This window comes from Parazoarcus communis (genome assembly GCF_003111665.1).
Taxonomy (GTDB): Bacteria; Pseudomonadota; Gammaproteobacteria; order Burkholderiales; family Rhodocyclaceae; genus Parazoarcus; species Parazoarcus communis_B.
In genome coordinates, this window is sequence record NZ_CP022188.1 from 2237703 (window position 1) to 2250369 (window position 12667).

Sequence of the window (12667 nt, forward strand, 5' to 3'; positions counted from 1 at the left end):
GGGGTCGCCCCTTTGCATTTGTGCTTGCTGCGGCCGAGAGCTGCGCGAGCGGTTACAATGGATGACTTTTTTTCAACGGGAAAGGTCCCATGAAGACCACCTTTCTGGACTTCGAACAGTCGATTGCCGAGCTTGAAGGCAAGATCGAACAGTTGCGTTTCGTGCAGGACGACTCTGCGGTGGACATCTCCGAGGAGATCGGCCGACTCGAGGCCAAGAGCCACACGATGACCAAGGATCTCTACGGCAAGCTCACGCCGTGGCAGATCGCGCAGGTCGCACGCCATCCGCAGCGTCCTTACACGCTGGACTATGTCCAGCATATCTTCACCGATTTCGAAGAGCTGCACGGCGATCGCGCCTTTGCCGACGACAAGGCAATCGTGGGTGGTCTGGCGCGCTTCAATGGCCAGAGTTGCGTGGTCATCGGCCACCAGAAAGGGCGCGATACCAAAGAAAAGATCGTGCGCAACTTCGGCATGCCGCGGCCCGAGGGTTACCGCAAGGCCATGCGGCTGATGAAGCTGGCGGAGAAATTCGGCCTGCCGGTGTTCACTTTCGTCGATACACCGGGCGCCTATCCGGGCATCGGTGCCGAGGAGCGTGGGCAGTCCGAGGCCATCGGCCACAACCTCTACGTGATGGCCGAGCTCAAGGTGCCGCTGATCTGCACGATCATCGGCGAAGGCGGCTCGGGTGGCGCGCTGGCGATTGCCGTCGGCGACCAGGTGATGATGCTGCAGTATTCCACCTACTCGGTGATCTCCCCCGAAGGCTGCGCCTCCATCTTGTGGAAGAGCGCGGACAAGGCGTCGGAAGCGGCAGAAACCATGGGTATTACGGCTGCTCGCCTGAAGTCGCTGGGCCTGATCGACAAGATCGTCAACGAGCCCGTGGGTGGTGCGCACCGCGATCATCGTGCGATGGCGCAGAGCCTGAAGCGCGCGCTGACCGATGCCTTGCGTCAGGTCGATTCGATGACGCCTGCCGATCTGGTGGCGCAGCGGATCGAGAAGCTGATGGGTTACGGCCGCTACAAGGAACAGGCAGCCTGAGTACATCCCCGCTACAGGCAGCAGCGGCCGTCCTTGAGGCGGCTGGCGTCGGGGCGCGTAGCCGCTTGTGCTGTGCGCTCTCCGGCGGGGTTGATTCGATCGTTCTGCTGGACCTGCTGGCGGGCTTGCAGTCGCGCTTTGGCCATGCGCTGTGTGCGGCGCATGTGAACCATGGTCTGAACCCTGCAGCCAGCGCCTGGCAGGCACACTGCACAGCACTGTGCAGTCACCGCGGTATTCCCTTCATTGCGTTTACGGTCGATGTCGCACGCGACGACCACGAGGGGCTGGAGTCTGCGGCGCGCAAGGCCCGACACGCCGTTCTGGAGACGGTGGAGTGTGACTGGCTGGTGTTTGGCCATCACCGCGACGATCAGGCTGAAACGGTTCTGTTTCGCCTTTTTCGTGGAACCGGCTTGCGTGGCGCGAGCGCCATGGTGGCCGTCGAGCCCGGAGCGGAAGGTCGTGCAGGGCGTCTGCGCCCGATGCTGGGCTTCGGCCGTGCGGACATCCGCGACTGGGCTCATGCGCACGCACTGACCTGGGTCGAGGACGACAGCAATACCGACTGTCGCTTTGCGCGCAACGACATTCGCCATCGTATTCTGCCGGCGATCGAAACCGCCTATCCCTCAGCTTCAGCCTCGATTGCACGGGCTGCGGCGCATTTCAGAGAAGCCAGCGATCTGCTCGACGAGCTTGCCGCCAGCGATGAGCACGCCTGCGGCGGCCGCATGCTGAGGCGGGATGGCGTGCTTGCGCTGTCTGATGCGCGGGTCGCCAATCTGTTGCGCTGGCAGGCCCGCCGCTGCGGCATGCCAGCCCCCTCCCGTGCGCGCCTGCTGGAGGCTTTGCGCCAACTGCGTGCTGCGCCTGCAGTGCGACCGCTTTATTTTCCGCTCGGCGATCTGGCCTGCTGTGCCTACCGCGGTGAGGTCTGGCTGGAGTCCGTGGGGGGCGGCCTGCCGGCGCCTTGTCACTGGGGCGGAACGGCGGCTGTCGAGAAGCCGTGGGGCGATGGCAGGGTGGTGTTCAGCGCGGCAAAGGGTCGCGGCATTGCCCGTGCTGCGCTGGATCAGGCAGCGAAGCTGAGTCTGGTGACGCGCTCGGCGGGCCTGCGCATGCGCCTGGCGCCGGAACGGCCCAGTCGCACGTTCAAGAATCTGTGCCAGGAGGCCGGCATCCCGGCGTGGATGCGCGACCGTCTGCCTGTGCTGGAGGTCGACGGCAGCGTGGCCTGGATCGGCGGTATCGGCATCGACGCGGCTTTTGCCTGCCCGCCCGGGGATGAGGGTTTCGTGCCTGAGTGGGTGCCGGTCAGCTCCTGAGCGTAGTCAGCATCTGCGCCAGTTCGACCGCAGAGCGCACCTGCATCTTGTCGAACACCCGTGACCGGTGTGCCTCGACGGTGCGCATCGAGATCGATAGGTCGTCGGCAATGACCTTGTTGAATTTCCCTTCCAGAATCAGCTCCATGACCTCACGTTCGCGTGCCGTCAGCGTGGCCAGTCTGGCCTCGACCGTGTCGCGATCGGCTGCGGCCTGCTGGCTGGCGGCGTCGCGGTCGAACGCGCGCTGCACATGCTCGATCAGGTCGTTGTCGTTGAACGGTTTTTCGATGAAGTCGAAGGCGCCTTTCTTGAGTGCGCTCACCGCCATGGGTACGTCGCCGTGACCGGTGATGAAGATCACCGGCAAGGTGCAGTTGCGTTCGATGAGCACGTCGAAGCACTCCAGGCCGCTCATGCCCTCCATGCGGATGTCGAGCACGATGCAGCCGCGCCATTCGGGCTGCCAGGCTGCGAGAAACGCTTCAGCGCCGGGCCATATCCGGCATGCCACGCCGCGGGTCCGGAACTGCCACTGCAGGGCATCGCGAATGGCTTCGTCGTCGTCGATGATGTGGGCGCAAGCCTGGGTCATTGGCGTTCTACCGGTAGCGAAAGGATGAAGATGGTACCGCCTGAAGGGTTTGGCTCAAACGTCAGGCGGCCATGGTGGAGTTCGGCAATCGAGCGACAGATGTTGAGTCCCATGCCCATGCCTTCCTCCTTGGTGGTGAAAAAGGGCTGGAAGAGGCGGGCTGCAGACTCTGCATCAATGCCGGCACCGCGGTCGCAGACCTGTACTTCCATCATGCTCCCGGTGCTGTGGGTGCGGATGCGCACTTCCCGCAATGCGGCAGGCGTACTGCGCATCGCATCCATGCCGTTACGCACGAGGTTCACGAGGATCTGCTCGATCATGACCGGGTCTGCCGTCACCATGGGCGGGTTCGGTCGCAGCTCGGTGGTGATGCGCATCCGGCGTTTGCGCGCATCAGCCTCGATGAGGCCGACCGCCTCGACGATGATGGCGTTAAGGTCGACGGTTTCACGCTTCGGTTCGGAGCGGCGCACGAAGTCATGCACGCGGCGGATGATCTCGCCCGCACGACGCGCCTGGCGGCCAATCTTCTCGTGGATCTCGCGCAACTCGGCAGGATCAATCTCGCTCGCATCGAGACGGTTGATGCAGCCGCTGTTGTAGCTGGCAATGGCGGCCAGCGGCTGGTTCAGTTCGTGTGCCAGCGTGGAGGCCATTTCACCCATGGTGACCAGGCGCGAGGTGGCCTGCAGGCGTTCTTCCTGCTGGCGTGCAAGTTCGCGCGCCCGCTTCTGCTCGGTGATGTCCAGTACCGAGCCCATCCAGCCGTTGTCGCGTCCTTCCGCATCGATCAGGGGCGCTTCGAAGATCAGGGCGTCGAAGCGCTCCCCGTTCTTGCGCCGCAGCGAGACCTCGAGGCCGTCCACCGGCGTGCCGGCCGACATCACGTTGTCGTGAACTTCCAGTGTGCGGTCGATCTGGTCCGGGTCCCAGTAAGGCATGGGTGGCGTGGCGCCGATCAGCTCGTCGGCGCTGTATCCGGTCATGCGGCAGAAGGCCGGATTGACGTGGGTGATGCGGCCTTCATGGTCGCGCGCCCTCAGTCCGGTGATGACCGAGTCCTCCATGGCCTTGCGAAACGCGGATTCCCGCCTCAATGCCTGTTCGGCGGCCTGACGGCGCGCAAGCTGGCGTCGCAATTGCCAGGTGCTCCATACGATGACGGTTCCAAAGAGCACGATGGAGGCAATCAGCAGGACCAGCACCCACCGGGTTTCGCCCTTGTAGGCCGTGATCTGCAGCATCAGGCCGCGCCCCGGGGGGTCGAAGGGGGTGGTGTAGCTCAGGTGGGAAGCAAGCGGTGCAATCTTGGACTTTGCTGCAATTTCCTGTCCGTCCGGATCGAGCACCGCAACGCGGTATCGCTCCGAGAACCACCACGGCAATTCGCGGGAAACAAGATCGGAGAGTGAGTAGACCGCCACGACCACGCCCAGAAACGCATCGTCCGACCACGCGGGAACATGTACTTCGAAGTGGTACCTGTCGTTGACCACCGGGTAGGCCGGGCCATAGACCGGCCGTCCGAGCCCGCGTGCAAGGGTCATGCCCGATTCCGAGGGAACTGCGCCGTCGGCCTCGCCAACCAGGCCGCGGTCCTGAGCAGGGGGCAGGGACCCCTTGAGCTCGCCATCCTTGTCGAGCCACAGCACGCGGACGATGCCGCGATCCTGGCTCATCAGCTGGCGCAATTGTGCCTCGGTCTGACCCGACGGTCGCCCGGCGCTGAGCAGGAGCTCCGGGCCGATCTGCAACAGCAGGGCCTCGTTACGATCGAGCTGAAAGCGCAGGTTCTGCTCCATCCACAGGACATCGGTGAGCAGCGTCGTCTGCTGCTCCTCGGCGTCGTACTGCCGTGTGAGCCAGACCAGCAGCACAATGGTTGCGAGGAACAGGGTGAGGAAAAAATACGGAAGGCGACCGATCCAGCGGTTGCGCGTGGTGTTCTGGGGGTCGGAGGGGGGGAGCATTACGCGGATGTTGGACCTTGGCTTGAAATCGGCTGCATTGACGATGTTTATGCCCGCATCCATCGGATTTGCGGTATTCCACAATTGCGATCATATTTCCGATCGACCAGTATGCTCACACTTTACGGCGGGTTTGGCCGTCCTTGAAGTCTCGTATGCCGGTGTGTAAGACATGCCGTTATCGAGTCGAAAACGCATTCAGTGCGTCAGTTTCTCAATTGGAGGAGATGGGTAATGAAAATTCGTGCGCTTCTACTGGGTCTTATTGCTGCCGGCATCACCGCAACTGCTGTTGCTGCCGATCCTATCGTAATCAAGTTCAGCCACGTCGTGGCAACGGATACCCCCAAGGGCAAGGCCGCCGAGAAATTCAAGGAACTGGCCGAAAAATACACCAGCGGTGCAGTGAAGGTCGAAGTTTACGCGAACAGCACCCTGTACAAGGACAAGGAAGAGATGGAAGCGCTGCAGCTTGGCGCCGTCCAGCTGCTTGCCCCGTCGCTGGCCAAATTCGGTCCGCTCGGCGTGCGTGAATTCGAAGCCTTCGATCTGCCCTACATCTTCGACGGCTACGCCGACCTGCACAAGGTGACGACGGGCCCGGTCGGTCAGATGATGCTGTCCAAGCTTGAGGCCAAGGGCATCAAGGGCCTGGCATTCTGGGACAACGGCTTCAAGTCGTTCTCGGCCAACACCCCGATCAAGACGCCCGATGACCTGAAGGGCAAGAAGATGCGCATTCAGTCGTCCAAGGTGCTCGAAGAGCAGATGCGCGAACTGAAGTCGCTGCCGCAGGTGATGGCATTCTCCGAGGTCTATCAGGCGCTGCAGACCGGCGTGGTTGATGGCACCGAGAACCCGCACTCCAACCTGTACACGCAGAAGATGCACGAAGTGCAGAAGAACGTGACCCTGACCGAGCACGGTTACCTAGGTTACGCCGTGATCACCAACAAGAAGTTCTGGGATGGGCTGCCGTCTGCTGTTCGCACCGAACTCGAGAAGGCCATGGTCGAGTCGACCGAATACGCCAACACGATTGCCAAGGAAGAGAACGACAAGGCTCTGGCTGCCGTCCGTGCTTCGGGCAAGACCGAGGTGTATCAGCTGACCCCGGCTGAAAAGCTGGCTTTCAAGAAGGCGCTGGCGCCGGTACACAAGAAGATGGAGTCGCGTATCGGGGCTGACCTGATCCAGTCCATCTACAAGGAAACGGGATTCGATCCGTCCAAGCTGTAATTCGTTTCTGTACCCGGAAGCGCCCGTCAGGCCGTCACCTGACGGGCGTTTTTTGCAGGGAGACCCCCCATGAATAAAATTCTCGATCGTCTCGAAGAGATCATCATTGCGTCGCTGATGGCGGTGGCAACGGTGGTGATCTTCATTTCGGTTGTTCATCGCTACATGTCCGGCTACGAGATTCCGTATCTGCAGGACTGGTTGCTGTCGATGAACTTTGGCTGGGCGCAGGAGTTCTGCATCATCCTTTTCGTGTGGATGGCCAAGTTCGGTGCGGCCTATGGCGTACGCACCGGCATCCACGTGGGTGTCGATATCCTCGTCAACAAGCTGTCGGACAAGCCCCGTGCGGCCATGATCCAGCTCGGCCTCGTGTGCGGCGTCATCTTTACCGGACTGATCGGCGTGTTTGGCGCGCTGTTCATCTGGGAGAACGGCATGGCCTACGAGACCCTCTCCCTGTTCGGCAGCGATGTTGGCAATTTCTACGAAGGCCCGACTACCCCGGACCTTGAATGGCCGACCTGGATCGTGTACGCCGCGGTTCCGCTGGGTTCCTTCCTGATGTGCTTCCGTTTCCTGCAGGTGATGGTCAGCTTTGCCCAGACCGGCGAACTGCCCCGTCACGACCACGGCCATGTCGAAGGACTGGACGAAGAACAGGATGAGAGCGTGCTGCTCGAGGGTGAAGCAATCTCGATGTATGAGGATATCGAGCACGGGCAGGCTGGCAAGCCCCGTTCAGATCGTCCCGACACCGACGACAAGCGCTAACAGGAGCATGCAGGAATGACTAATACACTTGCGATTTTCGGCCTGCTCGTCGTACTGATGGCGATCGGCATGCCTGTAGGCGTGGCGCTTGGCCTCACCGTGCTGAGCTTCATGTTCATCTTTACCGATGTACCGCTCGAAGCGGTGGCGTTGAAAATGTTCACCGGTATCGAGAAGTTCGAGATCATGGCGATCCCGTTCTTCATCCTCGCTGGCAACTTCCTGACCCACGGCGGCGTGGCACGACGCATGATCAACTTTGCCACGGCAATGGTCGGTCACCTGCGCGGCGGTCTGGGCATGTCGGCGGTATTGGCATGCGCGCTGTTCGCGGCGGTGTCGGGCTCCAGTCCGGCAACCGTGGTGGCAATCGGCTCAATCCTGATTCCGGCAATGGTCAAGCAGGGCTATCCGATTCGCTTCGGCGCGGGCGTGGTGGCTTCGGCGGGCGGTCTGGGTATCCTGATTCCGCCATCCATCGTCATGGTGATGTACGCGGTGACGACCAACTCGTCGGTCGGCGCGCTGTTCATGGCGGGGGTGATCCCAGGTCTGTTGCTGGCATTCATGCTTGGTCTATGCACCTGGTATGTGGCCAAGAAGAACAACTACCCGACGCTGCCCCGCGCACCGTGGAAGTTGAAGTTGCGCTACTTCAAGGATGCCTTCTGGGGCCTGATGCTGATCGTCGTGGTGATGGGGGGGATCTATTCCGGCATGTTTACTCCGACCGAAGCGGCAGCGATGAGCGCGGTGTACGCCTTCTTCATTGCGGTGTTCGTGTACAAGGATCTGACCTTCAAGCAGATTCCCCGGGTGCTGCTCGACTCGGCAAACATGAGCGCGATGCTGCTGTTCATCATTGCCAGTGCGATCCTGTTCTCTTTCATTCTCACCTCCGAGCAGATTCCGCAGCGTATGGCGGATGCGATCGTTGCCAGTGGCATGGGGCAGATCGGCTTCCTGATCGTGGTGAACATTCTGCTGATCGTAGCCGGCGCGCTGATGGAGCCGTCCTCGATCATCCTGATCCTGGCGCCGATCCTGTTCCCGGTGGCCGTGGCGCTTGGCATCGACCCGATCCACTTTGGCGTGATGATCACGGTGAACATGGAAATCGGCATGATTACGCCACCGGTCGGACTCAACCTGTTCGTGGCCAGCGGCATTACCAATGCTGGCCTGACCGAGATGAGCAAGGCCGTAATGCCGTGGTTGTACACCATGCTGGTGTTCCTGATGATGATCACCTACATACCGAGCATCTCGACCTTCCTGCCCAAGGCACTGGGCATGATGTAACCGGTGCTGTTCGAAGCAAACTGCAGAACCCGGCCTCGTGCCGGGTTTTGTTTTTTGTTCGGCTGTCGTGCTGAATGCAGCAGTGCGAACTCGCCGACGCAACGGCCGCATCGCAGCGCGCAGAAGCGTTTCGTGCGCCTTGCGTCCCACTTCGGCGCATAATTGCGCCTGTTTCTCTGAAAACGTCGTCCGACGCCCGAGGTCTGTTTTGAATACTGTCCGCAAGAATCCGCCGCAGCCGGCCCCGTCCCGCATTGCAGGTACGCTCAAGGTCAATCGTCCCGCACCCGAGGCGCCACCCGCCGACGCCGCAGATGTGCGGCGCAAGCCGAAGAAGGAAGGCGAGCAGGGTGGGCGTGGCGGTCGCGATTCGCGCCCGGATGACAGACGCGCAAAGGACGCGAATCCGCCCCGACGTGCGGGCAAGCCCGAAGCGCGTGATGCAGGGCGCAGCGGTGGGCGCACCGATGCGCGAAGTGATGGCCGCAATGATGGTCGCAGCGGTGCCCGTTCCGATAATCGCACCCCGTCCCGTGAGCACCGTGCCATCCCGCCCGGCCCGCCGCTGACGCCGCGCACGTCCACCGCAGAAGGACTGCGCCTGTCGAAGGTCATGGCGGATCGTGGTATCTGTTCGCGTCGTGAAGCTGACGAGCTGATCGAGCGCGGCTGGGTGTTCGTCGATGGCAAGCGGGTGTCCGAACTCGGGACCCGGATCGATCCTGATGCACGCATTGCGCTGGCCCCGGAGGCCAAGCAGGAACAAGCGCAACGCGTGACCATTCTGCTGCACAAGCCCGTTGGCTACGTGTCCGGCCAGCCCGAGCCGGGGTATCAGCCGGCAATGGCACTGATTGGCAGTGACACCCAGTATGACCACGAAACTTCGCAACGCTTTCACCCCTCGCAGTTCAAGGGGCTGGCGCCGGCCGGCCGGCTCGATATCGACTCGACCGGCTTGCTGGTGTTTACTCAGGATGGCCGCATCGCCCGTCAGCTGATCGGCGACAACTCTTCGGTGGAAAAAGAGTACATCGTGCGGGTTGAGGGACAGCTGGCCGAAAATGGTCTGGCACTGCTCAACCATGGTTTGTGGCTGGACGATCGTCCGCTGCGCGAGGCGAAGGTCGAGTGGATCAACGATGACCAGTTGCGATTCGTGCTGCGCGAGGGGCGCAAGCGCCAGATCCGCCGCATGTGCGAACTGGTGGGACTGAATGTGGTGGGCCTCAAGCGGGTGCGGATCGGCAAGGTCGCCCTGCGCGACCTGCCCCTCGGGCAGTGGCGTTACCTGTCCGACGACGAATCATTCGCCTGAGTCGCAATCACGGATTGGAGGGGCTGCTGGCATTGGCGGCCTCGCCCGGGCTTGTGGCGCCGCTGCCGTCCCTGACTGTTTGAACGAGCAGCGTGCTCAGCCGCCCTCGTTCGAGTTCGGGTCGGGCGAGGTCATTGGCAGGGCGGTGGCAAGTACCTTGTCGATCCGCTTGCCGTCGAGGTCGATCACTTCCAGGCGCCAGCCTTCCCAGGTGGCGATATCCCCTGTGTTGGGCAGGCGTCCGAGCAGCCACATGACCATGCCGGACAGGGTGTGATAACGCCCCTTTTCTTCCTCTGGCACGGTCTTGAAGCCGAGTCGATCCTTCAGCTCCACAATCGGAATCAGGCCGTCGAGCAGCCAGGAACCGTCCTCGCGTTGCATGGCCCAGGCTTCTTCCTTGTTTTGAGGCGTGAACTCTCCGGTTACCGATTCAATTACGTCATGCAGGGTGACCATGCCCTGAACTTCGCCGTATTCGTCGATCACGAACACCGTATGCGCGCCGGAGGCGCGGAGCTGATCAAGCAGTTCCATGCCGGTGAGCGACTCAGGCACATACACCGGGGGCTGCAAGTCATGGGTGAGGTCGACCCGGGCGCCACGCAGCATCTGGTTGAAGAGCTGCTTCGAGCTGACGATGCCGAGGATGTCATCGAGGCCCCCGCGGCACACCGGGAAGCGTGAGTAGCAGGACTCTGCCATCAGGGTCATGTTCTCCTCGGGCGGGCGGTTAACGTCGAGCCAGACCATGTCCGAGCGCGGCACCATCAACGAAGCGATCTGGCGATCATCCAGTCGAAAGACGTTGCGCACCATCTCGTGTTCGCTTTTCTCGATCACGCCTGCTTCCGACCCTTCGTCGAGCATTGCGTGGATCTCCTCCTCCGTGACACTGGGGCCGCCGGACTCGCGCTGTCCCATCAGTCTCAGCAGCAGCGCGGTGGAGCCGGCCAGCAGGTGGACGAAAGGGCGGGAGGCGATCGACAACAGGTACATCGGACGCGCCACGAGACGGGCAATACCCTCCGGATTGATCTGACCGATGCGTTTCGGCACCAGCTCGCCGACCACGATCGAGACATAGGTAATGACCACCACGACCAGCACGGTAGAGCCGATTTCGCTCATGCGCTGCTCCATCCCGAGCGTTTGCAGCCAGATTGCCAGCGGGCCCGCGAGCGCTGCTTCGCCGACGATGCCATTGAGGATGCCGATGGAGGTGATGCCGATCTGGATGGTCGACAGAAAGCGCGTCGGCTCTTCGCCGAGTTTCATTGCGACGGCAGCGGAACCGTCACCGTCTTCGGCCAGACGCGCGAGGCGCGCCCGGCGTGCAGTCACCAGGGCAATTTCGGACATTGCGAAAAGGCCGTTCACGACGATGAGGGCGGTAAGCAGGAGTATTTCCATGGAAGGTTTTCAGTTTCCTGAGTCGTGACGTGTGCAGCCCTGCCCGCAGGCATGCTGAAAGATTCGTGATGGGGTGGAGCGAAGGGCAGGGCCGGTCGCCATCAAGCGCTGCGTCGGTGCCTGCGCCGCAGGGGCGCGGAAGGACGCATCAGGGCGGACAGGATCCCCGCGCGGGTGGGCTGACGTGGACCACTGGCCGGATGCGTCGGGTGCGCCATTATTTGACGACTGGGGGACGAGGCCACGGGAAGGGCAGAAGCAACTCATAGTGCGGAGTTGTCAAACCCCGCGCAAGCCCTGATCTGTTGAGAAGCGGCGATCATGCCGCAAGTCTGCATCCTTGTCACGGCCCTGAAGAATGTGGTTGCCCCATCCTTCGGCACCTTGACTTCGGCGTAACGCGATATAGACTGCGTGGAATCAAGGGGAGTAGCTTTTCAACGCCGCAGCATCGTCATCACGGCTGGTTCGTCTCGCGACGGCCTCCCGGTGCTTCGGGCGACGGAATACCGTCGCAGGCGAGACCTTGCCCGAGGGCAAGGTCCGTGCATGGATAGCGTGCATCCAGGGTCTGTGTCCTTCGGGAACAGGCCCTTTTTGTTTTCTGTGCGGAGTCAGCGGTGGAATCGATCGGTACGTGGTGGATGTGGGTGGCGTTTGCAGTCATCGTGCTGGCGATGCTGGCGGCAGACCTCTTTCTGTTCAAGGGCGGACAACAGCACCGTGTGTCACTCAGGGAGGCTGCCGCGTGGTCGGTCGCCTGGGTGTCGGCGGCAATGCTGTTCGCGGCGGGGCTGTGGTGGTACCTCGATGTCAGCCTCGGTCGGCTTGTTGCCAACGAGAAGGCGGTGGCATTTCTGACCGGCTACCTGGTCGAGAAGTCGCTGGCGGTCGACAACGTCTTCGTCTGGATGATGATCTTCAGCTATTTCGCCGTGCCGCTCGAATTGCAGCGCAGGGTGTTGTTGTATGGCATCGTGGGGGCAATCGCGTTGCGTACGATCCTGATTTTTGCCGGTAGTTGGCTCGTGACCGAGTTTCACTGGCTGCTCTACGTGTTCGGCGCCTTCCTGGTCATCACCGGGATCAAAATGGTGTGGTTCGCCGAGCACGATCCGAACCTGGAGAAAAACCCCTTCATCCGCTGGATTCGCAATCACTACCCGATCACCGAGCGGCTTGAGGGCGAGCGCTTCTTCGTGATGCGCGATGGGGTTCGCATGGCGACCCCGTTACTGCTTGCGCTGGTGCTGGTGGAAATCTCCGACGTGATCTTTGCGGTCGACAGCATCCCCGCGATCTTTGCGATCACCACCGATCCCTTCATCGTGCTGACCTCAAACCTGTTCGCGATCCTCGGTTTGCGGGCGATGTACTTCCTGCTGGCCGATCTGGGCGATCGCTTCTCGCTGCTCAAATACGGTCTGGCAGCAATCCTGATATTTATCGGCACCAAGATGCTGATTGTCGAGTGGGTGAAGATTCCGGTAATGGTGTCGCTTGGGGTCGTCGCCGTGCTGCTTGCGTTGGCGGTGGGTGCCAGCCTGTGGCACTCGGCGCGCGAACGAGCGCATGCCCATTGAACGGTCTGCGGGCTATTCGCTCATTCGCATGCGCCGGCGCGATGCTCCATCGTGATTCAGTTTGTCCGGGCTTTCCGGCTTGCCGGT

General features: G+C 61.8%; 10 protein-coding genes. 7 read left to right on the forward strand and 3 right to left on the reverse strand.

Going from position 1 to position 12667, the window contains the following annotated elements; genetic code table 11:
- The first annotated feature begins 89 nt into the window (after window positions 1-89).
- Both CEW87_RS10250 and tilS read left to right on the forward strand, forming a co-directional pair.
- The gene (locus CEW87_RS10250) at window positions 90-1055 is read left to right on the forward strand and encodes an acetyl-CoA carboxylase carboxyltransferase subunit alpha (protein ID WP_108972770.1); all 966 of its coding nucleotides are present in this window, start codon (window positions 90-92) and stop codon (window positions 1053-1055) included.
- Window positions 1056-1120: 65 nt separating this feature from the next.
- Window positions 1121-2383, forward strand: coding sequence for a tRNA lysidine(34) synthetase TilS (tilS, locus tag CEW87_RS10255; protein WP_234421717.1), 1263 nt, complete (start codon window positions 1121-1123; stop codon window positions 2381-2383).
- On the opposite strand, the gene CEW87_RS10260 is transcribed toward tilS, so the two are convergent.
- Both CEW87_RS10260 and CEW87_RS10265 read right to left on the reverse strand, forming a co-directional pair.
- A complete protein-coding gene (locus CEW87_RS10260; RefSeq protein WP_108972772.1) occupies window positions 2373-2978 on the reverse strand; it encodes a response regulator transcription factor in 606 nt (201 codons plus the stop codon). The genes tilS and CEW87_RS10260 overlap by 11 nt on opposite strands.
- On the reverse strand, window positions 2975-4951 hold the full coding sequence (locus tag CEW87_RS10265) for a sensor histidine kinase (protein ID WP_199917210.1): 1977 nt from the start codon (window positions 4949-4951) through the stop codon (window positions 2975-2977). The genes CEW87_RS10260 and CEW87_RS10265 overlap by 4 nt, the downstream gene beginning before the upstream one ends.
- A gap of 234 nt (window positions 4952-5185) precedes the next feature.
- Between CEW87_RS10265 and CEW87_RS10270 the strand changes: the two genes are divergently transcribed.
- The 4 genes from CEW87_RS10270 (at window position 5186) to CEW87_RS22760 (ending at window position 9584) form a co-directional block, all read left to right on the forward strand.
- Window positions 5186-6190, forward strand: coding sequence for a TRAP transporter substrate-binding protein (locus CEW87_RS10270; protein ID WP_108972774.1), 1005 nt, complete (start codon window positions 5186-5188; stop codon window positions 6188-6190).
- 69 nt (window positions 6191-6259) lie between these two features.
- Window positions 6260-6964, forward strand: coding sequence for a TRAP transporter small permease (locus CEW87_RS10275; RefSeq protein WP_108972775.1), 705 nt, complete (start codon window positions 6260-6262; stop codon window positions 6962-6964).
- A 15-nt stretch (window positions 6965-6979) separates the two neighbouring features.
- On the forward strand, window positions 6980-8266 hold the full coding sequence (locus CEW87_RS10280) for a TRAP transporter large permease (protein ID WP_108972777.1): 1287 nt from the start codon (window positions 6980-6982) through the stop codon (window positions 8264-8266).
- A gap of 208 nt (window positions 8267-8474) precedes the next feature.
- The gene (locus tag CEW87_RS22760) at window positions 8475-9584 is read left to right on the forward strand and encodes a pseudouridine synthase (protein WP_234421718.1); all 1110 of its coding nucleotides are present in this window, start codon (window positions 8475-8477) and stop codon (window positions 9582-9584) included.
- Window positions 9585-9680: 96 nt separating this feature from the next.
- Here the strand turns inward: CEW87_RS22760 and CEW87_RS10290 are convergent, their stop codons facing one another.
- Window positions 9681-10997, reverse strand: a complete 1317-nt coding sequence (locus CEW87_RS10290) for a hemolysin family protein (RefSeq protein ID WP_108972779.1) — start codon at window positions 10995-10997, stop codon at window positions 9681-9683.
- Window positions 10998-11617: 620 nt separating this feature from the next.
- Here CEW87_RS10290 and CEW87_RS10295 point away from each other — a divergent pair.
- On the forward strand, window positions 11618-12580 hold the full coding sequence (locus CEW87_RS10295) for a TerC family protein (protein ID WP_108972781.1): 963 nt from the start codon (window positions 11618-11620) through the stop codon (window positions 12578-12580).
- The last annotated feature ends 87 nt before the right edge of the window (window positions 12581-12667 follow it).

Bases quoted from the DNA above. Each gene is read 5' to 3' on its own strand.
- CEW87_RS10250 (WP_108972770.1), top strand. From the start codon at position 90: ATGAAGACCACCTTTCTGGACTTCGAACAGTCGATTGCCGAGCTTGAA.
- CEW87_RS10260 (WP_108972772.1), bottom strand. From the start codon at position 2,978: ATGACCCAGGCTTGCGCCCACATCATCGACGACGACGAAGCCATTCGC.
- CEW87_RS10265 (WP_199917210.1), bottom strand. From the start codon at position 4,951: ATGCTCCCCCCCTCCGACCCCCAGAACACCACGCGCAACCGCTGGATC.
- CEW87_RS10270 (WP_108972774.1), top strand. From the start codon at position 5,186: ATGAAAATTCGTGCGCTTCTACTGGGTCTTATTGCTGCCGGCATCACC.
- CEW87_RS10275 (WP_108972775.1), top strand. From the start codon at position 6,260: ATGAATAAAATTCTCGATCGTCTCGAAGAGATCATCATTGCGTCGCTG.
- CEW87_RS10280 (WP_108972777.1), top strand. From the start codon at position 6,980: ATGACTAATACACTTGCGATTTTCGGCCTGCTCGTCGTACTGATGGCG.
- CEW87_RS10290 (WP_108972779.1), bottom strand. From the start codon at position 10,997: ATGGAAATACTCCTGCTTACCGCCCTCATCGTCGTGAACGGCCTTTTC.